General features: G+C 70.7%; 15 protein-coding genes and 1 pseudogene. 10 read left to right on the top strand and 6 right to left on the bottom strand.

All coding sequences use genetic code 11. The features are described 5' to 3' along the window. Window positions 1-134: 134 nt before the first annotated feature. The gene (locus ACFVYX_RS26735; protein WP_389684038.1) at window positions 135-2,690 is read right to left on the bottom strand and encodes a GH32 C-terminal domain-containing protein; all 2,556 of its coding nucleotides are present in this window, start codon (window positions 2,688-2,690) and stop codon (window positions 135-137) included. Between the two features lie 380 nt (window positions 2,691-3,070). Further along, window positions 3,071-4,042: a carbohydrate kinase gene (locus ACFVYX_RS26730; RefSeq protein ID WP_389684037.1), complete on the bottom strand. Its 972-nt coding sequence runs from the start codon at window positions 4,040-4,042 to the stop codon at window positions 3,071-3,073. 337 nt (window positions 4,043-4,379) lie between these two features. On the opposite strand from ACFVYX_RS26730, the gene ACFVYX_RS26725 reads away from it, so the two are divergent. The 4 genes from ACFVYX_RS26725 to ACFVYX_RS26710 all read left to right on the top strand — a co-directional run bounded on the left by ACFVYX_RS26725 (window position 4,380) and on the right by ACFVYX_RS26710 (window position 8,558). Then, the gene (locus ACFVYX_RS26725; protein WP_389684036.1) at window positions 4,380-5,390 is read left to right on the top strand and encodes a sugar ABC transporter substrate-binding protein; all 1,011 of its coding nucleotides are present in this window, start codon (window positions 4,380-4,382) and stop codon (window positions 5,388-5,390) included. Between the two features lie 187 nt (window positions 5,391-5,577). Then, window positions 5,578-6,573, top strand: a complete 996-nt coding sequence (locus ACFVYX_RS26720) for an ABC transporter permease (RefSeq protein WP_389684035.1) — start codon at window positions 5,578-5,580, stop codon at window positions 6,571-6,573. Next, window positions 6,570-7,403, top strand: coding sequence for an ATP-binding cassette domain-containing protein (locus ACFVYX_RS26715; protein ID WP_389684034.1), 834 nt, complete (start codon window positions 6,570-6,572; stop codon window positions 7,401-7,403). Before ACFVYX_RS26720 ends, ACFVYX_RS26715 begins: the two co-directional genes overlap by 4 nt. Window positions 7,404-7,514: 111 nt before the next feature. After that, the gene (locus tag ACFVYX_RS26710; RefSeq protein ID WP_389684033.1) at window positions 7,515-8,558 is read left to right on the top strand and encodes a LacI family DNA-binding transcriptional regulator; all 1,044 of its coding nucleotides are present in this window, start codon (window positions 7,515-7,517) and stop codon (window positions 8,556-8,558) included. Between the two features lie 212 nt (window positions 8,559-8,770). On the opposite strand, the gene ACFVYX_RS26705 is transcribed toward ACFVYX_RS26710, so the two are convergent. Beyond that, a complete protein-coding gene (locus ACFVYX_RS26705; RefSeq protein ID WP_389684032.1) occupies window positions 8,771-11,551 on the bottom strand; it encodes a SpoIIE family protein phosphatase in 2,781 nt (926 codons plus the stop codon). Window positions 11,552-11,709: 158 nt separating this feature from the next. On the opposite strand from ACFVYX_RS26705, the gene ACFVYX_RS26700 reads away from it, so the two are divergent. After that, entirely contained in the window at window positions 11,710-11,916 is a 207-nt protein-coding gene (locus tag ACFVYX_RS26700; RefSeq protein ID WP_389684031.1) for a hypothetical protein, read from the top strand. 101 nt (window positions 11,917-12,017) lie between these two features. On the opposite strand, the gene ACFVYX_RS26695 is transcribed toward ACFVYX_RS26700, so the two are convergent. Further along, window positions 12,018-13,037, bottom strand: coding sequence for a LacI family DNA-binding transcriptional regulator (locus ACFVYX_RS26695; RefSeq protein WP_389684030.1), 1,020 nt, complete (start codon window positions 13,035-13,037; stop codon window positions 12,018-12,020). A 151-nt stretch (window positions 13,038-13,188) separates the two neighbouring features. Here ACFVYX_RS26695 and ACFVYX_RS26690 point away from each other — a divergent pair, with 151 nt between their 5' ends. From ACFVYX_RS26690 to ACFVYX_RS26670, 5 genes and pseudogenes are all read left to right on the top strand, one after another. Further along, window positions 13,189-14,496 (top strand): ABC transporter substrate-binding protein, encoded by a 1,308-nt coding sequence (locus ACFVYX_RS26690; protein ID WP_389684029.1) that lies wholly within the window; start codon window positions 13,189-13,191, stop codon window positions 14,494-14,496. Between the two features lie 17 nt (window positions 14,497-14,513). Continuing rightward, on the top strand, window positions 14,514-15,473 hold the full coding sequence (locus tag ACFVYX_RS26685; protein ID WP_389684028.1) for a carbohydrate ABC transporter permease: 960 nt from the start codon (window positions 14,514-14,516) through the stop codon (window positions 15,471-15,473). Continuing rightward, window positions 15,473-16,291, top strand: coding sequence for a carbohydrate ABC transporter permease (locus ACFVYX_RS26680; protein ID WP_389684027.1), 819 nt, complete (start codon window positions 15,473-15,475; stop codon window positions 16,289-16,291). Before ACFVYX_RS26685 ends, ACFVYX_RS26680 begins: the two co-directional genes overlap by 1 nt. Next, window positions 16,288-18,651: pseudogene (locus tag ACFVYX_RS26675) on the top strand (beta-glucosidase); the annotation flags it as partial. The gene ACFVYX_RS26680 and the pseudogene ACFVYX_RS26675, both read left to right, overlap by 4 nt. A gap of 204 nt (window positions 18,652-18,855) precedes the next feature. Next, entirely contained in the window at window positions 18,856-19,629 is a 774-nt protein-coding gene (locus ACFVYX_RS26670; protein ID WP_389684026.1) for an IclR family transcriptional regulator, read from the top strand. Between the two features lie 75 nt (window positions 19,630-19,704). Here the strand turns inward: ACFVYX_RS26670 and mmsB are convergent, their stop codons facing one another. Next, a complete protein-coding gene (mmsB, locus tag ACFVYX_RS26665) occupies window positions 19,705-20,946 on the bottom strand; it encodes a multiple monosaccharide ABC transporter permease (protein ID WP_389684025.1) in 1,242 nt (413 codons plus the stop codon). Beyond that, a complete protein-coding gene (gene mmsA / locus ACFVYX_RS26660; protein ID WP_389684024.1) occupies window positions 20,936-22,498 on the bottom strand; it encodes a multiple monosaccharide ABC transporter ATP-binding protein in 1,563 nt (520 codons plus the stop codon). The genes mmsB and mmsA overlap by 11 nt, the downstream gene beginning before the upstream one ends.

Below are 22,498 nucleotides of genomic sequence, written 5' to 3'. Positions count from 1 at the left end.
TTTTTTTTTTTTTGTCCTTTCCCCTTTCACCCCCCGCGGGCCCGGGGGCCCCCGGGGTTTCCGCCCGGGGGGGGGGGCGCCCCCCGGCCCCCGGGCCCCCCGCCTCCGCACCCTCAACTGGCCTGCGCGGGCACTCAGTCGCGGTACGACCGCACCTGCCAGACCTTCGCGCTGTCCAGGCGGGCGGAGCCGCCCTCGGCGAAGAGCCGGATGCCGTCGCTGTCCGGACGGGGGAAGATCTGGTCCGTGATCACGGCCTCGCCCTCGCCGCCGAACACCTCGACCGAGGACCAGTCGACCAGGATCCGGAGCTCGACCTTGCCGTTCCTTGCCGCCAGCGGCGCGCGCTGGACGCCGGGGAAGTCGCGGTGGAAGTCGACCGCACCCGAACGCGTCCGGTCGACGTACAGCTCCTGGGTCTCCTTGTCGTAGCCGATGACGGTCTCCTCGCCTTCGCCCGTGCGCACCTTGAACCCGAAACGCTCCGCGTCGGCGAGGGTGAACGTGGCCCGGATGTCCAGCGCCTTGCCGTCGGCCCGGCCCGCCGCCAGCGGTACGGAGCCTTCCGCGATCCTGGTGCCGCGCACGCTGACCGAGGGGCCGTGGAGCGACTCCACGGTGGAAACGGGCTGTTGCGTCAGCCGGATCCGGCCGTTCACCGTGCGCAGAGCCATCTCGCGCGGGATGCTCTGCGCGCTGCGCCAGGGAGAGGTCGGAATGGAGTTGGCGTACTGCCAGTTGTTCATCCAGCCGATCATGCGGCGCTTGCCGTCGGGGGCGTCCTCCCAGGAGACGGCGGCGTAGTAGTCCTTGCCGTGGTCGACCCAGTCGGCCCGCTGGAGGGCCGAGACGGCCGGCCGGTCGGCGGCGACGAAGTGGTCGGCCATGACATGGCCCCAGCCGGCCTTGTTCATGTCGACGAGCTGGAGGGTGGCCTGCTTGCCCTGGTGAGCGCGGAGGTCGAAGGAGGCCCAGTCCAGGCTTCCGCTGTCCGCGCCGGTCGCACTCCGGACGACCTCGCCGTCGATGAGGAGATTGACCGTGGTCTCCGTCGAGCGGGGCCGTGCCGGGGTGTCGGAGAGCATGACCTGGTCGAGCAGGATGTGCCCCCAGCCGCCGGTGTTCTCGTCGACGACCTCGATGTGCGCGGTCCGGCCTGCGAGGTCACCGAGGTCCCAGGAGACCCAGTTGAGCGACTCCGAGTCGGTGCCGGTGGCACTGCGTACCGTCCTGCCGTCGACGACGAGCCGGACAGCGGTGGGGGCGTCGGATCCGGAGGGGTGGTTGCCACCGCCCACGAGGAGGTTGAGGTGCTTCGCGTCGATGGTGAACGCGGGCGAGGTGAGGGTGCCCGTCGTCCCGTCGCCGCCCAGGAACGTGTTGACCAGGCCGCCGCCCTCGTATCCGGACACCTCGTGCTGCCCGGGGAGGGTGCCGGGTGCGGGCCCGTCGCCGAAGGCGGTGCCAGTGGCCGTCCAGGAACCGTAGCCGCCCTGCTCGAAGTCGGCGAGGACCTCTCCCGCGGGCGCGGGTGAGTCGCCCATCACGGAGCCGGGGACGTGGGGGTGACGGCCGCCGCCCACCTTGAAGTTGAGATACGGGGCGGCGACGGTGAAGGGCGGTGAGGTGAGCGTGCCGGTCTCGTGGTCACCGCTGTGGAAACTGTCGACGAGTCCCTTGCCCTCGAAGCCGCTCGTACCCGACGTGCCGGGCGCGGGCGCCGGGACGGGTCCGTCGCCGAAGGCGGTGCCGGTCGTCCGCCAGGAGCCGTAGTCGGTCCCCTCGAAGTCCTGCAGCACCAGGCCGGGCGGGGGCGTGTAGGAGCCGTCGCCGTCGGGTTCGAACCGCTTGCCGTCGAAGTCGCCCACGAAGTACTGGGCGGCCGAACCTCCCGCGATTCCACCGGGGTTGATGTTGACGACGAGCACCCACTTGACGCGCCCGGGGTCGCCGTCGACGGGCAGCGGGAACAGGTCGGGGCACTCCCAGACGCCGCCCACCGCGTTCCGCGGGCCGAAGTCGCTCAGATGCGTCCAGCTCTTGAGATCCTTGGAGGAGTAGAACCGGACTTTGTGCTCGGTGGACAGCGACACCGTCATCAGCCAGCTCTTCGTGGGGGCGTACCACTGGACCTTGGGGTCGCGGAACTCCTTCGACCCGATGTCGAGCACCGGGTTTCCGGAGTACTTGGTCCAGGTGCGCCCGCGGTCGGTGCTGTACGCCAGGGACTGGGCCTGCTTGCCGTCGTCCTTGTAGTGGCTGGTGTAGACGGCGACCATCGCGGGGTTCTCCGCGGTCCCGAACCCGGTGGTGTTGGCGTGGTCGACGACGGCGCTGCCGGAGAAGACCATCTCCTCGTCGTCGTGCGAGAGGGCGAGGGGGAGTTCCTGCCAGTGCACCAGGTCCTTGCTGACGGCATGGCCCCAGGACATGTCGCCCCAGGTGTCGCCGCTCGGGTTGTACTGGTAGAAGAGGTGGTACTCGCCCTTGAACCAGACGAGTCCGTTGGGGTCGTTCATCCAGTTCTCCGCGGGGCTGAAGTGGAACTGGGGGCGGTACGTCTCCGTGTACGGCCGGCCGGCCTCGGCCGCCGCCTGCGGGGCGACGGCGGTGACGGCGAGCGCACAGGTCGCGGCCGCGGCGGCGACGAGGCGCAGCGGGACACGGCGGCGTGCGGGAAATCGGCTCATGGTTTCTCCTGCACTGGGGGCGGCGGTGTCGTCTCGGCGTCCGCTGCGTAGGTACGACACCGGGGGATTCGCAGGGCCGGGCGGTGGGGGCGACCCGGGAAACGGAATGTCATCGATGACATGTGACAGCGATGACATCTGCTGGGGAGTGATGATGGGCGAGCTCCGCGTGGCACGTCAATGGCTCTGGCGGAGTTCGTTCGGGCCGCCGGGCCGGGCCGAGGGCCCGATCGACGGCTCGGCGGACGGTTCAGCCGGGCGGCGGGCGGCGGACTGCAGGCTGCGGACTGCGGGCGGCGGGCGGCGGGCTGCGGACTGCGGGCTGCGGGCTGCGGTTGAGCCGGCGTCGGTGGGAGGTTGAGCCGACTCCAGTCGACGTTTCAGCCGGCGGTACGGCCGGCCGCGGGCGCCGGCATCCGCAGCTGGCGGGCCCAGGGCGGGTTCGGGCCGACGACGCCGCAGGTCAGCGCCGCCACCCGGGAGGCGAAAGCACAGGCGTCGACGACGTCGTCCACCCGCAGGTCCGTCAGCCGCCCACCGAGGAGCCCCTTGTCGCCGAGATGGTGCAGGAGGCCCGCGGTGAAGGAGTCGCCCGCACCGACGGTGTCGACCACGTCGGCCGTGGGCGCCGGTACGGCGGCCCGCTCGCCGTTCAGCGAGGCGACCGCGCCGCGCTCCCCGCGGGTGATCACGACGAGGGGGACGCCCGCCGCGTGCCAGGTGTCGCAGGCTCGCTCGATCGTGCACCCCGGGAGCAGCAGCTCCAGGTCGTCCTCACTGAGACGGAGGATGTCCGCGAGCGCGCACCAGTGCGGCAGGCGTTCGCGGTAGACCTCCGGCGCCACGAGCAGCGGCCTGACGTTCGGGTCGATCGAGATCGTGGCCGTCACGGAGGCGCGGGCGAGGAAGTCCTCCACGACCGCGCCGCCGGGCTCGCGCACCAGGGCCAGGGAGCCCGAGTGCAGGCAGGCCGTGGAGGTGAGGTCCGCTCCGGCGAGCTCGTCCGCCGTCCACTGCCAGTCGGCGGTGCCCTGGGCGTGGAAGGAGTACGCGGCCCGGCCCTCGGCGTCGAGTTCGGCGACGGCCAGGGTGCTGGGCTCGGGTGCGCGTACGGCAGCCGAGAGATCGACACCCGAGGCCTCCAGATGACCGCGGAACAGCCGGCCGAAGACGTCGTCGGACAGCCGCGCCAGGAAGCGGGACGGCGTGCCCAACCGGGCGAGCGCCACAGCTGTGTTCGCCGGACCGCCGCCCGGCAGGACCCGCAGGGCGAGCTCACCCGGCATGGGCGCGGGGACGGTGAAGGCGTCCGCGACGCATTCTCCGAGGACAGTGACCAGAGGCAGGCGCATGACTCGTTCTCTCCAGGTGGGCAGCGCGAGAAGGCTGCGGTTTTCGCGGGGCTTTGAGGAAACTCACCGAGAGCACTGCTCTCCGTGAAGGAAGAGCGCCGCTCTCCGTGAAGAGCGCCGCTCCCGACGTGGGGCGGTGCGGGCGGCGTTGCCGATTTGTGACGGCGCCAAGGCATTGACGTTTCCGGGTGACGGAGTTCATCATCCTCCGCAAGCAGTGTCAACGATGACATCGGTCAACGATGACACTCGCGGGAGCCTCGACAGCAGCAGTCCCTCGCGCAGCAGCCCTTCGCTCCGCGCGGCCGTTCCGCCCTCGTCCAGCAGGAGATCAGTCATGCTTCGCAGAAACCGCACCACCCGCGCCGCCATCGGATTCACCACCCTCGCCGCCGTCTCGGCGCTGACCCTGACGGCCTGCGGCTCCGGTGCGCAGGGAGGGTCCGGCGGCGGAACCAAGGTCGGGCTGATCACCAAGACCGACACCAACCCGTTCTTCGTGAAGATGAAGGAGGGCGCCGAGCAGGCCGCCAAGGACAACGGCGTCGAACTCGTCAGCGCGGCCGGGAAGTTCGACGGTGACAACGCGGGCCAGGTCACCGCGATCGAGAACATGGTCAACTCCGGCGTGAAGGGCATCCTCATCACGCCCAACGACTCCAAGGCGATCGTCCCCGCCCTCGAGAAGGCGCGCGCCAAGGGCGTCCTGGTCATCGCGCTCGACAGCCCGACCGAGCCCCGGGACGCCACCGACGCCCTCTTCGCCACCGACAACGTCAAGGCGGGTGAGCTCATCGGCCGGTACGCCAAGGCCGCCATGGCCGGCAAGGAGGCGAAGATCGCCACCCTGGACCTCGCGCCCGGCGTCGCGGTGGGTGTGCAGCGCCACCAGGGCTTCCTCAAGGGCTTCGGCATCGCGGAGGGCGACCCGTCGGTGGTCTGTATGCAGGACACCGGCGGCGACCAGGCCAAGGGCCAGACCGCGATGGAGAACTGCCTCCAGAAGTCCCCCGGCATCAACGTCGTCTACACGATCAACGAGCCCGCCGCACTGGGCGCCTACACCGCGCTGAAGGCGAAGGGCCTGGAGAAGAAGGTGCTGGTCGTCTCCGTCGACGGCGGCTGCACCGGCACGAAGGCCGTCAAGGAAGGCAAGATCGCGGCGACCTCGCAGCAGTACCCGCTCGCGATGGCGTCCAGGGGCGTCAAGGCGGTCGTGGACTTCGCCAAGGACGGCAAGAAGGCGTCCGGCTACACCGACACCGGCGTCACGCTCATCACGGACACGGCCCAGCCGGGTGTCGACGCCAAGGACACCGCGTACGGCCTGGAGAAGTGCTGGGGCTGAGCCCCGCGTCAGGGCGGGCGCCATGGAAGCCCGCCTCTGACCGGTCGCTCCCCCGGCCGATGGGCCGGGCCGACTTCCCCGGCCGCCGGCTCGACTTCCCCGGCCGATGGGTCGGCCCGACTTCCATCGACCACCGCCCACCCACCCAGCCTCGACCACCGATCACCGACCACCGGCAAGGACCCACATGACTGCCACCACCCTGCCCTACGACCAGCTGAAAGGACCGACCACGGTCCGCCGGCTGCTCGCCACACCGACCGCGGGCCCACTCGTCGCGCTGCTGCTGGCCTGCGTCTTCTTCTCCCTGACGACCGAGCAGTTCCTCTCCGGCGGCAACTTCTCGCTGATCGTCCAGCAGGTCATGGTCGTGGGCACGCTGGCCATCGGGCAGACCCTGATCATCCTCACCGCGGGCATCGACCTCTCCTGTGGTGCCGTGATGGCGTTCGGCAGCATCGTCATCGCCAAGACGGCTGCCGAGGGCGGCCTGTCGCCGCTCGCCGCGATCGCTCTCGGCCTGGTCGTCTGCTCCGGCTTCGGCCTGATCAACGGCCTGCTGGTGCAGCTGATCCCGCTCCCGCCGTTCATCGTCACCCTCGGCATGCTGAACGTGGCGTTCGCCCTGACCCACATCTACTCGGCCGAGCAGACGATCACCGACCTCCCGGCGCCGCTGACCGCCCTCGGTGAGACGTTCCCGCTCGGAAACACCGACATCACCTACGGCTCGATCGTCACCATCGCCCTGTTCCTGCTCTTCGCCTACGCGCTCAGCAGCACGTCATGGGGCCGGCACGTGTACGCCCTGGGCAACAGCCCCGAGGCCGCCCGGCTGAACGGCATCCGCACCTCCCGGCTGACCGTCGGCATCTACACCCTGGCGGGACTCGTCTACGGAATCGCCGCACTGCTCATGGTCTCCCGCACCGGCGTCGGCGACCCGCAGGCCGGGCAGACCGACAACCTGGACAGCATCACCGCCGTCGTCCTCGGCGGCACCAGCCTCTTCGGCGGCCGCGGGGCCGTCCTCGGCACCTTCATCGGCGTCCTCATCGTCGGTGTGTTCCGCAACGGCCTCCAGCTGATGGGCGTCGCCTCCATCTACCAGACCCTGATCACCGGCGTACTGGTGATCCTGGCCGTGACCGTCGACCAGATCTCCCGGAGGAAGACCCGATGAGCACCGCCGACGTCACGCCCGTGCTCCAGGCCCGCGGCCTGGTCAAGCGGTACGGCCATGTCACCGCCATCGACGGCGCCGACTTCGACCTGCTGCCCGGCGAGGTCCTCGCCGTCATCGGCGACAACGGCGCCGGCAAGACGAGTCTGATCAAGGCCCTCACCGGTGCGCTCACCCCGGACGAGGGCGAGATCCGGCTGAACGGCGAACCCATCAGGTTCGCCGGGCCGCAGAGCGCCCGGCAGCACGGCATCGAGACCGTCTACCAGGACCTGGCCGTCGCCTCCTCCATGGACATCGCCTCCAACATGTTCCTCGGGCGCGAGCTGCGCCGGCCGGGCTTCCTCGGCAGCGCGCTGCGCATGCTCGACAAGAAGCGCATGCGCCAGGAGGCGGCAGCCCACATGGCCGACCTCAAGATCGGACTGCGGTCGCTGACGCAGCCGGTGGAGACGCTCTCCGGCGGTCAGCGCCAGGCCGTGGCGGTCGCGCGGTCGGTCGCCTGGGCCACGAGCGTCGTCGTGATGGACGAGCCGACCGCGGCGCTGGGCGTCAAGGAGTCGGGGCAGGTCCTCGACCTGATCCGCCGGGTCCGCGACAAGGGCATGCCCGTGGTTCTGATCAGCCACAACATGCCGCACGTCTTCGAGATCGCCGACCGCATCCACATCCACCGGCTCGGCCGTCGCGAGGCGCTGATCAAGCCGTCCGACCACTCCATGGCGGAGGTCGTCGCCATCATGACCGGGGCGCTCAGGGTGAACGACAATGGGGGTACGGTCGTTGCCGACGCGGATGCCGCCCAGGCGGCAGGAGTGTCCGCCCACTGAGTCGCCGCCGGGGGGACCGCCGCGCAGACCACAGGGTCGCCGCACAGTCAGGACAGCGGGCCCGGCCCCGAGCGGGGGCCGGGCCCGCCGAACGCACAGGAACGGTGGTACATGGCCGCGAACCGCCGCCCCACACTGGCCGATGTCGCCAGGGAAGTGGGCGTCAGCGCCAAGACGGTGTCCCGGGTGCTCAACGAGGACGGACCGAGTTCCCCGCAGACCCGCGAGCGGGTCCTCGCAGCGGTCGCGAAGCTCGGCTTCCAGCCGAACCTGATGGCCCGCAACATCCGCGTCGGCGGCCCCGACACCACCGTCGGTCTGGTCGTGCCCGACCTCGGCAACCCCTTCTTCGGAACCGTCGCCGGCGCCATCGAGGACGCCGTGCGGAGCCGGGGGCTGACCCTGCTCATGGGCTCGTCGGCCGAGGATCCGGACCGGGAGCGGGCGTTGATCCAGACCTTCCTCGCCCGGCGGGTCAGCATGCTGATGGTCGTGCCCGCGTTCGGAGCCGACCACAGTCATCTCAAGGCACCGCGCGCGGCCGGTATGCCCGTGGTGTTCCTCGACCGGCCGGGGGTCGGACTGTCCGCCGACTGCGTGGTGAGCTCCAACCGGACCGGCGTCCACGAGGGCGTCTCCCACCTCATCGCCCGCGGTCACCGCCGGATCGGTTTCATCGGGGACCTTCCCGCCAAGCTCTACACCCGGCGCGAGCGGCTCGCCGGCTACCGCTCGGCGCTCGCCGAGGCCGGTCTGCCGTACGACCGGGCCCTGGTGACCGGCGGGCACAGCCAGGACGGGGCCGCCGCCGAGACCACCGCGCTCCTTGCCCTGCCGGATCCCCCCACGGCCCTGTTCGCGGCGAACAACATCATGGCCCTCGGAGTCATCGCGCAGCTCACCCGCGAGGGACGCAAGGACATCGCCCTGGTCACCTTCGACGACCTGCCGCTCGCCGATGTCCTCGAACCGGCCCTGACCGTCGTGGCCCAGGACCCGGCGGCCATCGGCGAGACGGCGGCCAGGACCGCCCTCGCCCGCCTGGACGGCGACCGCACCCGCGCCCGGACCGTCATGGTCCCGACCCGCCTGGTGGTCCGCGGCTCCAGCGAACTGCTTCCGTACCCCGCCGCGCAGGCACCGTCCGGAGGTTGAGCGACCCGAACGGCTGTCAACCCGGGATGACGGGGAGGGTCACCGGAACGTCTCCTTCGTCGGCTCGGGCCCGGAACGCGGCGCCTTCGTCACCCCGATCCGCATCCCCGCCCTCAAGCGGGCCGAGCCCCTGCCCGCTCAGCCCGAACCGGTCCTCCGGCCGGCCGTCCTGCCCGCGGCGGCGGCCGGCCCGGTGACGTCTCCCGGCCCGGCTACCGGTCCGGTGCGGATGTCCGCTCGGAGATCTCCACCTCGAACCAGACGACCTTGCCGCCCAGCAGCATGGTGGTCCCCCACCGCCGTGCGAGCCGGTTCACCACCCAGAGTCCACGCCCACTCTCGTCCGACGGGCGGACCCTTCCCTGCCGCGGCATCTGGGGTGAGTCGTCGGCGACCTCGCAGCGCAGCACGTCCGTACGGTGAAGCCGCAGCGTCAGCGGCCGCTCGGCGAACCGCACGGCGTTCGTCACCACCTCGCTGATCAGCAGCTCCACCGAGTCCGTCAGCTCCTCAAGACCCCAGCGGGCGAGCGCCCGCCGGGCGAGGCGCCGGGCCCGCCCCGGGGCCGCGTCCTCCGGCTCCAGGAACCAGTACGCCACGTCGCTCGGCGTGATCCCCTCGAAACGGGCCGCGAGCAGCGCGATGTCGTCGTCCCGGTCGCCGGGCCCCAGCATGTCGAGGACGTCGTCGCAGAGCGCCTCCAAGGGCGGCGCGTGGGGGGCGGTCACCTGCGCGGCCGCCGCGAGCCTGTCCCGCAGCCGCTCGATCCCGGTCCACACGTCACGCATCCGGGACTCGACCAGTCCGTCCGTGTAGAGCAGGAGCGTGGCGCCGGCCGGGGCGTCCAGCTCGACCGCCTCGAACTCGACCCCGCCGACCCCGATCGGCGCGCCGGGCGGCACCCGCAACACCTCGGCGCGACCACCCAGGTGGAGCAGGACGGGCGGCGGATGGCCCGCGTTGGCGACCGTCAACCGGTGGGCGACCGGGTCGTACACCACGTACATACAGGTCGCCATCCGGTCCTCGCCGAGCCGCTGCGCCTGCTCGTCCAGGCGGTGCAGGACCTCCTGCGGCGGCAGGTCGAGACCGGCCAGGGTCTGCGCCGTGGTGCGCAGCTGGCCCATGATCGCCGCCGCCGTTCTGGAGTGGCCCATGACGTCACCGACGACCAGGGCGACTCTGCTGCCGGGCAGCGGGATCGAGTCGTACCAGTCGCCGCCGACGCGTGCCGTCTCGGCCGCCGTCAGATAGCGCGAGACCAGTTTCACGCCGGCCGGCTGCGGAAGCGAGACCGGCAGCATCGTCCGCTGGAGCTCGTCCGCGATGTACGCCTCACGCCCGTAGAGGACGGACTTGTCGATGCCGAGCGCGGTGTGCGTGGCCAACTGGGCGGCTACCTGCAGGTCGTCCGGCTCGAAGGCGGGTGTCTCGGGCCGGCGGACGAACACGATCGCTCCGATGATCCTTCGGCGCCCCCGCACGGGGGCGAGGATCGTCTGCCGACCCCTCTCCGCCGCGTGGTCCGCGCCGAGAAGCTCGGCCAGTGCGTTCCCGGCTGCGGCGGAGTCGCCGAGGACCGGCTGCACCCCGCTCAGCACCACGGCGAGCGCACCGCCGGGCCGCACCTCGCGGCGTTCGGCTGCCCGGGTGGGAGCAGGGTCGGGTACGAGTACGTGTTCCTCGCCCGGTACTCGCGAAGGCCGCATACGGTCGGTACGGCGCAGCCGCAGCACGAACGGGCGCACGGGGCGCTCGTCGCCCACCGGCAGCGGGTCGCGCAGATAGACCAGGATCTCGTCGGAGAACGACGGCACGGTGGCCCGGCACAGGCCGAGCACGATCTCGTCCAGGTCGAGGCCGCGCGCGATGCGCCGGGTCGCCGCCCCGATGAAACGCACGGTGTCCGAACTCGGCCGGCCGGGCAAGGCCGTGCGGGGAGGTCGCCTGCCACCGGCGGACGAGTTGTCAGGGGTTGTTCCGAACAACCCCTCAGAATCGTCCGCGCCGGGCGGGCGTGGTTCCTCACGGACGGCCTCACCGGGAACGATCCTCTCGTCGGCCCTCCCGGTGCCGGCCGCGAACCAGCCGACGTCCTCAGCCGCCTCCTGGACTGCTTCGTGCTCGCGGTCGAGAACGTCACGGGCCTTCTGGAGCGCGGCGTCGACCTGATCGAGGGCGTCGTCGTCCACTGTCGTACTCCGTGGACCGGGCAGCACCACAGCCGGACCGACCGGCTGCTCACCGGCGTCCGCGTCGGGACGCAGCCCTCGCAGCTCCGCCTCCAGGCGGCTGATCCGGCGCGCTGCCAGATCCGCCACCTGCTGCGCTCTGTCCCTCTCGTCCTCGGCCCGCGCGAGCTGCAGCCGCAGGTCCTCCGTCTGGTGCTGGGCCCGGTCCAGCCGGGTCTCGGCCTTCACCACCTCCGCGGGCCTGGGGTTCCCGGACGCCCTCATCGCGTCGAGCTGCCGGGTGAGCTGGGCGACCTGCGCCTGTGTCTGACCGAGCAGGGCGAAGAGGACGGTCGCCACCTGAAGGGCCTGCAGGCGGGCCTGCTCGCTGACCTCGAATGCCTGACGCACACGATTGAGCTCTTCCAGGGCGGCGATCGTGCGTTGCTGTGCCTCGACGAGGTCGTAGGCGGAGCCGGCGGACGTCGGCGTGGGGGCTCGTCCTGCCGCGGTCCACAACGGACGGACCTGCTCAAGGCGGTGGGCCGCCTGTTCCCCCGTCTCCGCGGGGAAGCACACGTCGGCGACGGCCTCGGCCACCTCCCAGCTCAGACCGATGCCGTTGAGCTGTTCACGGAGTCGCCAGAGCGGGGGAATCGCACCGCTGCCGAAGTGCTCGGGGGTGAGGAGACGGTGCAGTCTGCCCACCGTCACATGGGACTCGTCGAGCCAGCCGCGCAGGACATGAACGAGGTCGTTGATCTCCTGGCAGGCCCCACGAGCCTCCGCCCATGGCCGCCCGGGCCGTTTCGCTGTCCCCACGTCACCCTCCCGAAGGGGGTTGTTCAACGCACAACCCCGTGTTGTCCCGCGAACAACATCCAACCGGTTCACGCGCACGGGTGGGGGGTGGATCGTCGATTCAGGGCGGTGCGCAGCGCACCGCGCACCACGTACACGAACCTGCTGGAGGAGAAGCCGTGAACGTCACCCACGCCGCGATGGTGATCATGGCGATCGGCCTGGCGGTGGTCTTCTCACTGCTGGTGGCCGGAGCCGCGTTCGCCGTCGGCCGCTGGGGCGGGAACGCGGTCCCCGACTGTGTCGCCGCGTCAGGCAAGGCGTTCGCGGCGACGCTGACGGTTCTCAGTGCCGTGCTCGCGGTCGTCCTCACCGTCATCAGGTAGGGCGATCCGGCGCTCAGGGGCCTCCGGGCTCGGCGGCAGCTCACTGGATCGGGTCGGACCGCCCTCAGCCGGCGTCGGTGCCCAACCGGCGGTCGGCATGGTCACCGTGAGGGCGGCGGGGCGGTGCTCTTCCTGACGACGAGGCTGGTCGCGAGCTCCATGCGCGTCACGGACGGCTCCCCGACGCGCAGGCGGAGCAGCATCTGCACCGCTTCCTCGCCCATCTCGCGCAGCGGCTGGTGGACCGTGGTGAGCGGTGGGCTCGACCAGCGCGCGATCATCACGTCGTCGTACCCGACGACGGACAGGTCCTCGGGCACGCGCAGCCCGCACACGCGAGCCGCCTCCATGACGCCGAGCGCCTGCAGGTCGCTTCCGGCGAAGATCGCCGTGGGTCGGTCCGGCATCCGCAACAGCTCCATGGCCCGCGCGTATCCGCCCTCGACGTGGAAGTCGCCGAATCGGACGAGGGAGGCGTCGTGGGCGAGGCCGGCCATGTTCAGGGCTGACCGGTAGCCGTCGAGCCGGGCCAGCGAACACAGCATGTCCTCGGGACCGGTGATGATGCCGATGCGGCGGTGCCCCAGGTCGACGAGGTGACGGGTCGCGGCGACGCCGCCGGACCAGTTGGCCGAACCGACGGACGGCACGTCGGGTTCGGGGTCCCCCGCCGGGTCGACGATCACGAAGGGGATCGACCGCGCTCCGAGCTGCCGCTTGACGGCGTCCGGCAGTGAGGAGAACACCAGGACCACGCCGATCGGCCGGCGCTGCAGCACTCCTTCGATCCAGTCCGGCGCCGGCGCGTGCCGGGTGCCGCTCTCGGTCAGTACGACGCTCGCCCGGTGGGCCTTGGCGAGGTTCTCCACGCCCCGGATCAGCTCCATCGACCACACGCTGTCGAGCTCGTGGAAGACGAGTTCGATGAGGGGTGCTTCCCTGGCGACGCGGGTGGTCCGCCGGTACGAGTGCGCTTCGAGGAGCCGCTCCACCTTGCCGCGCGTGGCGGACGAGACGTCCTGCCGGCCGTTGAGGACTTTCGAAACTGTCGAAAGCGACACCCCGGCCCGCTCCGCCACCTCCGCCAGCGTGATTCGCCTGTCGTCCTCGCCGTCTCGCATCCGTGCAGCATAAGGCACCCCTCTCCGCGTCGACATAGTCACGCTTTGATAACGCCCCGCCGGAGGGTTGACCCCTTTCGCCGTACCCACCTAGCGTCCGGCAACGTGAAGTTTCGACGGTAAGAGCGAAACTCTTTCGAAAGGTGAGGCGATGAAACGGCACGTACGGCTCCTGAGAACCGCTGTCGTCGGTGGGGCGTCGCTGGCCATGACCCTGTCCCTCGCGGCGTGCGGCGGCTCGGGGGACTCCGCCGGAGGCGGCTCCGACACGATCCACGTCCTGGTGTACGGCGATGCCACCAACAAGGTGGAGAAGCGGCTCGTCGACACCTTCAACAAGACCTCGAAGGTCAAGGCGGTCCTCGACACCATCCCCGGCGCCGACTACCAGTCCAAGCTGCAGACGATCATCAGCGGCAAGCAGGCGCCGGACGTGTTCTTCAACTGGGGCGGCGGCAGCATCAAGCCCTACGTCGACGCGGGCCTCCTCATGCCGCTCGACGACTTCATCGCCAAGGACCCCGGCCTGAAGTCCCACTTCCTGCCGTCGGTCTTCAACACCGCGGTCGTCGACGGCAAGCCCTACGGCATACCCATGCGCGGCACCCAGCCCGTCCTGCTGTTCAGCAACAAGAAGGTCCTGGCGGAGTCCGGTGTCACCGCACCGCGTACCTGGGACGAGCTCCTGACCGCCGTCAAGACCCTCAAGGCCAAGGGCATCACCCCCATCGCCCTCGGCGGCGGCGACAAGTGGCCCACCCAGATGTGGTTCCAGTACGTCTACGACCGGGTCGCCGGGCCCGAACACTTCCAGAAGGCGGTGAACGGGGACAAGAGCGTCTGGGCGAGCGCCGACAGCAAGAAGGCCCTCGGCATGCTCAAGGAGCTGATCGACGCCGGCGCCTTCGGCACCAACTACGACTCGGTCAAGTTCACCGACGGCGGCTCCCCCGCCCTCCTCGCCACCGGCAAGGCGGCCTTCGAGCTCATGGGCTCCTGGGAGTACTCCACCCTCCAGGACGCCTACCCGGACTTCGTGAAGAACGACCTCGGCTACGGCACCTTCCCGACCGTCGAGGGCGGCAAGGGCAGCCCGGACAACCTCGCCGGCAACACCAACAACTTCTACTCGGTCCTGAAGAACACCGAGCACCCCGAGGCCGTGGCCGAGTTCCTCAAGCTCATGTACTCGGACGGCTTCGTCAAGGACCAGCTGGGCATCGGCAACCTGCCGACCACCACCAACACCCCCGAGTTCCTGGCCGGCTCCGCGAACCCGGCCTACTCGACGTACCAGTTCGACCTGGTGAAGAAGGCCCCCTCCTTCCAGCTCTCCTGGGACCAGGCCTATCCCCCGGCGGCCACCACCACCATCCACCAGGCCGTCCAGCAGTTCTTCAACGGACAGACGGGTCCTGACGCCTTCGTCGCCGCCATGCAGAGCCTGCCCGCGGCCTGATCTCCGGAACGCCTGACATGACCACTGCCACAGCCCCAGCCCCAGCCCCAGCCGTGGACGGCGCCGAGAAGACCGGCCGGAGCGGACGGTCCGACCGCCCCGCGACCGGTGTGGGCCGCCCGGGCTTCGCCTGGGCCGCGCCCGCCGCCGCCTTCTTCGGCCTGTTCGCCCTCGTACCCCTCCTCCTGGTCGTCGTGCTGTCCTTCACCCACTGGAACGGCCTCGGCTCCCCGGAGTTCGCCGGCCTGGACAACTGGAACAGACTGCTCGACGACCCCGTCCTGGTGAAGAGCCTCTGGCTGAGCCTGCTCCTCACCGTCCTCGGCGTCGTCGTCCAGACACCGATCAGCATCCTGCTCGGCGTCTGGGCCGCCGGCCACCAGCGCAACCGGGCCGTCCTCTCCGCCGTCTACTTCGTCCCGCTCCTCCTGTCCATCACCGCCGTCTCCGTCCTGTGGCGCGCCGTGCTCGACCCCAACTTCGGCGTCCCCTCGCAGGCGAAGTGGCTCTTCGGCGACGGCAACCTCTTCGGCACACAGGCAGGCGCCATCGGTGTCCTCGTCTTCGTCAGCACCTGGCAGTTCACGCCCCTGCACACGCTGATCTACCAGGGCGCCGCGCGAGCCGTCCCCGAAGTCCTCTACCAGGCCGCTCGGGTCGACGGCGCGGGAACGGTCCGTCAGTTCTTCCACATCACCCTGCCGCAGCTGCGCAACAGCATCGTGACCTCGATGATCCTGATGGTGGTCGGCGGACTCACGACCTTCGACACCGTGCTGATCCTCACCCAGGGCGGACCGGGCACCGACACCACGAACAGCGCCTTCTACATGTACCAGAAGGCCTTCAAGAGCTTCGACTTCGGAGGGGCCTCCGCCATCGCGCTGCTCCTCGTCCTCGTCGCCACCCTCGTCTCCCTGGTCATGGTGCGCCTGACCGGCTACGACAAGATGCGCAGCACCATGGAGGGCGTGTGATGAGGGCCCGCCCCAACCACCTGGCCGGCTTCGGCTCGTTGATCTGGCTGTTCGTGGTCGGCCTGCCCCTGTACGTCATGCTGATCGCCACCTTCCAGTCCCGGACGGACTACGCGGCGAACGGCCCCCTCGCGTTTCCCGAGCGCTTCACCCTCGACAACTACGTCAACGACCTCAACGACGGCTTCGCGCAGTACCTGCTCAACACGGTCGTCGTCACGGTCTGCGTCGTCGGCATCGTCCTGCTGCTCGTGCCGCCGCTGGCGTACGCCATCGTGAGAAGCGACAGCAAGGCCACCGGGCGGATCTTCCGTCTCTTCCTGCTCGGCCTGGCCATCCCGTCCCAGGCCGTGATCGTCCCGATGTTCTACCTGATCAACGAGGCCGGCCTCTACGACAACCTCCTCGGCGTCATCCTGCCGACCGCCGCCTTCGCCATGCCCGTCTGCGCCCTGATCCTCTCGGGCGTCATGCGGGACATCACGCCCGAGCTGTACGAGGCCATGACCGTCGACGGGGCCTCCCCCCGGAGGATCTTCCTGCGGCTGGTGCTGCCGCTGTCGAAGAGCGGTCTGTCCACGATCGTCGTGTTCTCGTCGCTCCAGGCCTGGAACGGCTTCCTGTTCCCGCTGGTCCTCACGCAGTCCTCGGAGAACAAGGTCATCACCATGGGCCTGTACGACTTCCAGACCGAGCACGGTGTCGACATCCCCGGCCTCCTCGCGGCCGTCGTCCTGTCCATGCTCCCCATCCTGCTCGTCTATCTGTTCGCCCGTCGCGCCCTGGTCCAGGGCCTGATGGGAGTCGGAGGAAAGTGACCGACAACGTGGCCACACAGCCCCAAGTCCCGCACCGCGCCTGGCACGACCCCGCGCTGAGCGCGGAAGCCCGTGTCGACGCGCTGATCCGCGAGATGACCCTGAGGGAGAAGGTCGCCCAGCTGTTCGGCGTGTGGGTCGGGGCCTCCGACGAAGGCTCCGAGGTCGCGCCGCACCAGCACGACATGGAGGAGCCGGTCGACCTCGACGAGCTGCTGCCCGACGGTCTCGGCCAGCTCACCCGGCCGTTCGGAACCGTTCCCGTCGATCCCGCGCTCGGTGCCCTCTCCCTGATGCGGACGCAGGAGCGGATCACCGCCGCGAACCGCTTCGGCATCCCGGCCGTCGCCCATGAGGAGTGCCTCGCGGGCTTCGCGGCCTGGGGCGCCACCGCCTATCCCGTCCCCCTCTCGTGGGGCGCCACCTTCGACCCCACGCTCGTACGGGACATGGCCGCCGCCATCGGCCGCGACCTGCGCGCGGTCGGCGTGCACCAGGGGCTCGCCCCCGTCCTCGACGTCGTCCGCGACGCCCGCTGGGGGCGCGTCGAGGAGACCATCGGCGAGGACCCGTACCTCGTCGGGACGATCGCCACCGCCTACGTCCAGGGGCTCGAGTCGGCCGGCGTCGTCGCCACCCTCAAGCACTTCGCCGGCTACTCCGCCTCCCGGGCGGGCCGCAACCTCGCCCCGGTCGGCATGGGCCCCCGGGAACTGGCCGACGTGATCCTGCCCCCGTTCGAGATGGCGGTCCGGGAGAGCGGCGTCCGGTCGGTGATGCACGCCTACACCGACACCGACGGCATCCCCTCGGCCGCCGACGACCGGCTGCTCACCGGACTCCTCCGGGACACCTGGGGCTTCACCGGCACCGTCGTGGCCGACTACTTCGGCATCGCGTTCCTGAAGACCCTGCACGGCGTCGCCGGAACGTTCGGCGAGGCGGCCGGGGCGGCCCTCGCCGCCGGCGTCGACGTGGAACTGCCCACCGTCAAGACCTTCGGTGCGCCCCTCCTCGACGCCGTCGAGCGGGGGGAGGTGCCCGAGGAGCTCGTGGACCGGGCGGTCCGGCGGGTCCTCCTGCAGAAGACCCGGCTCGGGCTGCTCGACCCCGGCTGGAGCCCGGTCCCGCCGGCCCTGGACGGCGCCGACACCACGACCGACCCCGAGTCCCTCCGGGGCACGGTCGACCTGGACCCGGACGCCAACCGGCAGCTGGCCCGCCGCGTCGCGGAACAGGCCGTCATCCTGCTCCGCAACGACGGCATCCTGCCGCTCGACCCGCGAGCTCCCCGCCGGATCGCCCTGATCGGCCCCAACTCCGAGACCCCCACGGCGGTCCTCGGCTGCTACTCCTTCCCCGTCCACGTCGGCGGACAGCGCCCCGACACCCCCCTCGGCATCGACCTGCCCACGCTGCGCGAGGCCCTCGTGGCCGAGTTCCCCGGCGCCGAGGTCCTCGTGGCGCGCGGCACGGGCATCGACGACGCCGGGACCGAGGGCTTCGCCGAGGCCCTCGAACTCGCCGGCCGCGCCGATGTCGTCGTGGCGGCCCTCGGTGACCGCGCAGGGCTCTTCGGGCGGGGCACCAGCGGCGAGGGCTGCGACGCCGAGTCCCTCGTCCTCCCGGGAGCGCAGCAGCAGCTGCTCGACGCCCTCCTCGACACCGGGACACCGGTCGTGACGGCCCTGCTGGCCGGCCGGCCCTACGCGCTCGGCCGTGCGGCCGACGAGTCCGCCGCCGTCCTGCAGTCCTTCTTCCCCGGCGAGGCCGGAACCGCGGCCATCGCCTCCGTCCTCAGCGGACGGACCGGCCCGAGCGGCCGGCTGCCCGTCAGCGTGCCGCGGCACCCCGGTGCCCAGCCGTCCACCTATCTGGCCGCACGCCTGGGCCACACCAGCGAGGTCTCCAGCATCGACCCGACTCCGGCGTTCGGCTTCGGACACGGCCTGACCTACACCGTCTTCGCATGGAACGACCTGGTCGTCGAGAACACCGAGGTCCCCACGGACGGCGAGGTCCGGCTCGCACTCACCGTGACGAACACCGGCGACCGCCCCGGCACCGAACTCGTACAGCTCTATCTGCACGACCCGGTGGCCTCCACGGTCCAGCCCGCGCAGAGACTCATCGGGTACGCACGTGTCGCCCTGGCTCCCGGCGAGAGGACGCGGATCCACGCGATCGTCCCCGCGGATCTCGCGTCGTTCACGGGCAGGGCCGGGAAGCGCGTCGTGGAACCCGGAGAGCTGGAGCTGAGGTTCAGCGCCTCCAGCACGGAGCCGCGACTGGTCACCCGGGTGACCCTCACCGGTCCGGCACGGCAGGTGGACCACCACCGGCGCCTCCACGCCGACTTCACCGATCCTCCCGCCCGCCCTCCCCTGACCGGGCGGCTCCGACCGGCCGCACCCATGGGAATGCCGGCCCCGCCGCCCGTCGGGGGGGCGGGGCCGGCTTTGTCCGACCGCCCCTGACAGGGGCCGTCTCCGTGGGTAGCCTGTCCTCGTCCTTCCGGCACTCCGATCGGACGCTGACATGTCGACCACAAGGGAGGGGCGGTCGTGGGACGGCTCGTACCTGCCGTAACCCGAGCCCTGGACATCCTGGAGCTCTTCCTCGACGGGGACGGAACGCTCTCGACCCCCGAGATCGTGCGCCGGCTCCAGCTGCCGCGCACCACCGTGCACGAGCTGGTGACCACGCTGACCGCCCGCTCCTATCTGGTGCCGGTACCGGACCAGCCCGGGCGCTACCGGCTCGGCGTACGCCCGTACCAGCTCGGCAGCAGGTACGCCGAGCAGCTCGACCTCGCCGCCGAGGGACAGCAGGTCGCCCGCGCCGTCGCCGAGACCTGCGACGAGACCGTGCACGTGGCCATCCTGGAGGACACGGACGTCATCTACATCGCCAAGGTGGACTCCACGCACGCCGTGCGCATGGTCTCCGCCGCCGGCCGTCGGCTGCCCGCGCACTGCACCTCCGTCGGCAAGATGCTGCTCGCCTCGCTGACCGACGAGGAGCTGGCGGCCCGTGTGCCCGACGGGGCCGAACTGGTCGCGATGACGCCGAACAGCGTCACCGATCCGGCCGCCCTGCGCGCGGCCCTCGCGGAAGTGCGGCGGCGCGGCATCGCGACGGAGAACCGCGAGTCGAACCCCGACGTCTCCTGCATCGCCGCGCCCGTGCGCGACCGCTCCGGCCGGGTGGTCGCCGCCCTGTCGATCTCCGTGCCGATGATCCGCTGGAGCGAGGACCGCCGCGCCGAGCTGGAACAGCTGGCCGTCAAGGGGGCCACCGAGCTGTCCGAGCGGCTCGGCCACCGGAGCCCGGCGTGACCTTCGGGGGCTGAGGGCAGAGCGCGGGGGACAACGCGCCCCCGCGCCCTGTCCCCCGCATCCGGCCGGGTGCCGTCACGCGCCCGCCCGCCGCTTGTTCCACACGTCGAAGCCGACCGCGGCGAGCAGCACCAGGCCCTTGATGACCTGCTGCCAGTCGGAGCCGATGCCGACCAGGTTCATGCCGTTGTTCAGCACGCCCAGCACCAGGCCGCCGATGATGGCGCCGAGCACCGTGCCGACACCGCCGCTCATCGACGCGCCGCCGATGAACGAGGCGGCGATGGCCTCCAGTTCGAAGTTCAGGCCGGCCTTCGGCGAGGCCGCGTTGAACCGGGCCGCGAAGACGAGACCGGCGAGCGCCGCCATCATGCCCATGTTGAGGAAGACCAGGAAGGTGACCTTCCGGTCGCGCACGCCGGACAGCTTGGCCGCCGGCAGGTTGCCGCCGATGGCGTAGACATGGCGGCCGATGACCGCGTTGCGCATGAGGTAGCCGAAGCCGACCAGGAGCGCCGCCAGGATCAGCAGCACCACCGGCGCGCCCTTGTAGCTGGCCAGCAGCAGCGTGAAGATCAGGATCGAGGCGGTCAGTGCGGCCAGTTTCACCGCGAAAAGACCGGCCGGCGGCACGTCGAGGGCGAACGCGCTCTGCCGGCGCCGGTCGCGCACCTCCTGGCGGATCACGACGGCGATCAGCAGGAAGCCGAGCACCAGGGTCAGGTTGTGGTAGTTCGTCGTCGGGCCGACCTCGGGCAGGAAGCCGTTGGCGAGCTTCTGCAGGCCCTCGGGGAAGGGGCCGAGGGTCTGGCCCTTGAGGAAGACCTCGGTCAGGCCGCGGAAGACCAGCATCCCGGCGAGGGTGACGATGAACGACGGCATCCCGGCGTAGGCGATCAGATACCCCTGGGCGGCGCCCGCGAAGGCGCCGATGGCCAGGCAGAGCAGCACCGCGAGTGGCCACGGCACGTCGTGCTGGACCATGAGAACGGCTCCCACACCGCCGACGAAGGCGGTGATCGAGCCGACCGACAGGTCGATGTGTCCGGCCACGATGACGATCATCATGCCGATCGCGAGGATCAGGATGTAGCTGTTCTGGAGCACCAGGTTGGACACGTTGCGCGGCAGGAGCAGGTCGCCGCCGGTCCACACCGCGAACAGGGCCACGATGACGCCGAGGGCGATCAGCATGCCGTACTGGCGCATGTTGCGGCGCGCGCCGTCGAGCAGCGCGCCGAGGAGGCCCGCTCCCCGGGATCCGCGTGCCGGCGGTATCGGCGCTTGCGGCTTCCCGGCCGTGACATCAGCGCTCATGGGCGTTCTCCCTCGCGTCTTCCTTGGTCATGTGGCGCATCAGCACGTCCTGTGTCGCCTCCGAGCGGGACACCTCGCCGGTGAGCCGGCCCGCGGCCATGGTGTAGATCCGGTCGCACATGCCGAGGAGTTCGGGCAGTTCGGAGGAGATGACGATCACCGCCTTGCCCTCGGCGGCCAGCCGGTCGATCACCGTGTAGATCTCGTACTTGGCGCCGACGTCGATACCCCGGGTCGGCTCGTCCAGGATCAGCACGTCAGGACCGGCGAAGATCCACTTGCTGAGGACGACCTTCTGCTGGTTGCCGCCGGACAGCCGGCCGACCGGCTCGAAGACGGTGGGCGCCTTGATGTTCATCGAGGTGCGGAACCCCTCGGCGACCCGGCGCTCCTCGTGGGCGTCGACCACCCCGCGCCGGGCGACCCTGCGCAGCGCGCTGAGCGAGATGTTCCGCCCGATGGTGTCGATGAGGTTCAGGCCGTAGTGCTTGCGGTCCTCGGTGGCGTACGCGATGCCGTGCGCGACCGCCTCCGGGACGCTGCGGGTACGGATCACCTTGCCGTCCTTGAGGACCGTGCCGCCCGCGTACCGCCCGTACGAGCGGCCGAAGACGCTCATCGCGAGCTCGGTGCGGCCCGCGCCCATGAGGCCCGCGATGCCGACGATCTCGCCGCGCCGGACGGACAGCGAGACGCCGTCGACGACCTTCCGCTGCCGGTCGATCGGGTGGAGCACGGTCCAGTCGCGGATCTCGAGGGCCGGGGCGGTGCCCGGCTCGCCCGCGTACGGGGTGCGGTCGGGGAAGCGGTGGTCGAGGTCCCGGCCGATCATGCCGCTGATGATCCGGTCCTCGGTGGTGGCCGGGTCTGCCACGTCGAGGGTCTCGACGGTCCGGCCGTCGCGCAGGATCGTCACCGTGTCGGCGACCCGGCGGATCTCGCCCAGCTTGTGCGAGATGATGATCGAGGTGATGCCCTGCTCCTTCAACTCAAGGATGAGTCTGAGTAGTTGGGAGCTGTCCTCGTCGTTGAGCGCGGCCGTCGGCTCGTCCAGGACGAGCAGTCCCACCTCCTTCGACAGCGCCTTGGCGATCTCCACGAGCTGCTGCTTGCCGACGCCGATGTCCGCGACGCGGGTCCCGGGGTGCTCGTCGAGGCCGACCCGGCGCATCAGCCGGGCCGCCTCGCTCAGCGTCTCGTTCCAGCCGATGATCCCGCGCGTCGCCCGCTCGTTGCCGAGGAAGATGTTCTCGGCGATGGACAGGTACGGCACCAGGGCCAGCTCCTGGTGGATGATCACGATGCCCTGCCGCTCGCTCGCCCGGATGTCCCGGAAGCGGCAGGCGGTTCCCTCGAAGCGGATCTCCCCCTCGTACGTGCCGTGCGGGTGGACACCGGAGAGGACCTTCATCAGGGTCGACTTGCCGGCGCCGTTCTCCCCGCAGAGGGCGTGGACCTCGCCGCGGCGGACCGTCAGCGTGACGTCCGACAGCGCCCGGACTCCGGGGAAGGTCTTGCCGATCGAACGCATCTCCAGGACGGGTTCCGTCAT

The organism is Streptomyces sp. NPDC058326, assembly GCF_042879855.1.
Lineage (GTDB): Bacteria > Actinomycetota > Actinomycetes > Streptomycetales > Streptomycetaceae > Streptomyces.
The sequence above is the reverse complement of the archived record's forward strand: the minus strand, read 5'-3'. Positions and strand labels throughout refer to the sequence as shown.

Coding starts and splice junctions, on each gene's coding strand:
- ACFVYX_RS26735 (WP_389684038.1), bottom strand. CDS start 2,690: ATGAGCCGATTTCCCGCACGCCGCCGTGTCCCGCTGCGCCTCGTCGCC.
- ACFVYX_RS26730 (WP_389684037.1), bottom strand. CDS start 4,042: ATGCGCCTGCCTCTGGTCACTGTCCTCGGAGAATGCGTCGCGGACGCC.
- ACFVYX_RS26725 (WP_389684036.1), top strand. CDS start 4,380: ATGCTTCGCAGAAACCGCACCACCCGCGCCGCCATCGGATTCACCACC.
- ACFVYX_RS26720 (WP_389684035.1), top strand. CDS start 5,578: ATGACTGCCACCACCCTGCCCTACGACCAGCTGAAAGGACCGACCACG.
- ACFVYX_RS26715 (WP_389684034.1), top strand. CDS start 6,570: ATGAGCACCGCCGACGTCACGCCCGTGCTCCAGGCCCGCGGCCTGGTC.
- ACFVYX_RS26710 (WP_389684033.1), top strand. CDS start 7,515: ATGGCCGCGAACCGCCGCCCCACACTGGCCGATGTCGCCAGGGAAGTG.
- ACFVYX_RS26695 (WP_389684030.1), bottom strand. CDS start 13,037: ATGCGAGACGGCGAGGACGACAGGCGAATCACGCTGGCGGAGGTGGCG.
- ACFVYX_RS26690 (WP_389684029.1), top strand. CDS start 13,189: ATGAAACGGCACGTACGGCTCCTGAGAACCGCTGTCGTCGGTGGGGCG.
- ACFVYX_RS26685 (WP_389684028.1), top strand. CDS start 14,514: ATGACCACTGCCACAGCCCCAGCCCCAGCCCCAGCCGTGGACGGCGCC.
- ACFVYX_RS26680 (WP_389684027.1), top strand. CDS start 15,473: ATGAGGGCCCGCCCCAACCACCTGGCCGGCTTCGGCTCGTTGATCTGG.
- mmsB (WP_389684025.1), bottom strand. CDS start 20,946: ATGAGCGCTGATGTCACGGCCGGGAAGCCGCAAGCGCCGATACCGCCG.
- mmsA (WP_389684024.1), bottom strand. CDS start 22,498: ATGACGGAACCCGTCCTGGAGATGCGTTCGATCGGCAAGACCTTCCCC.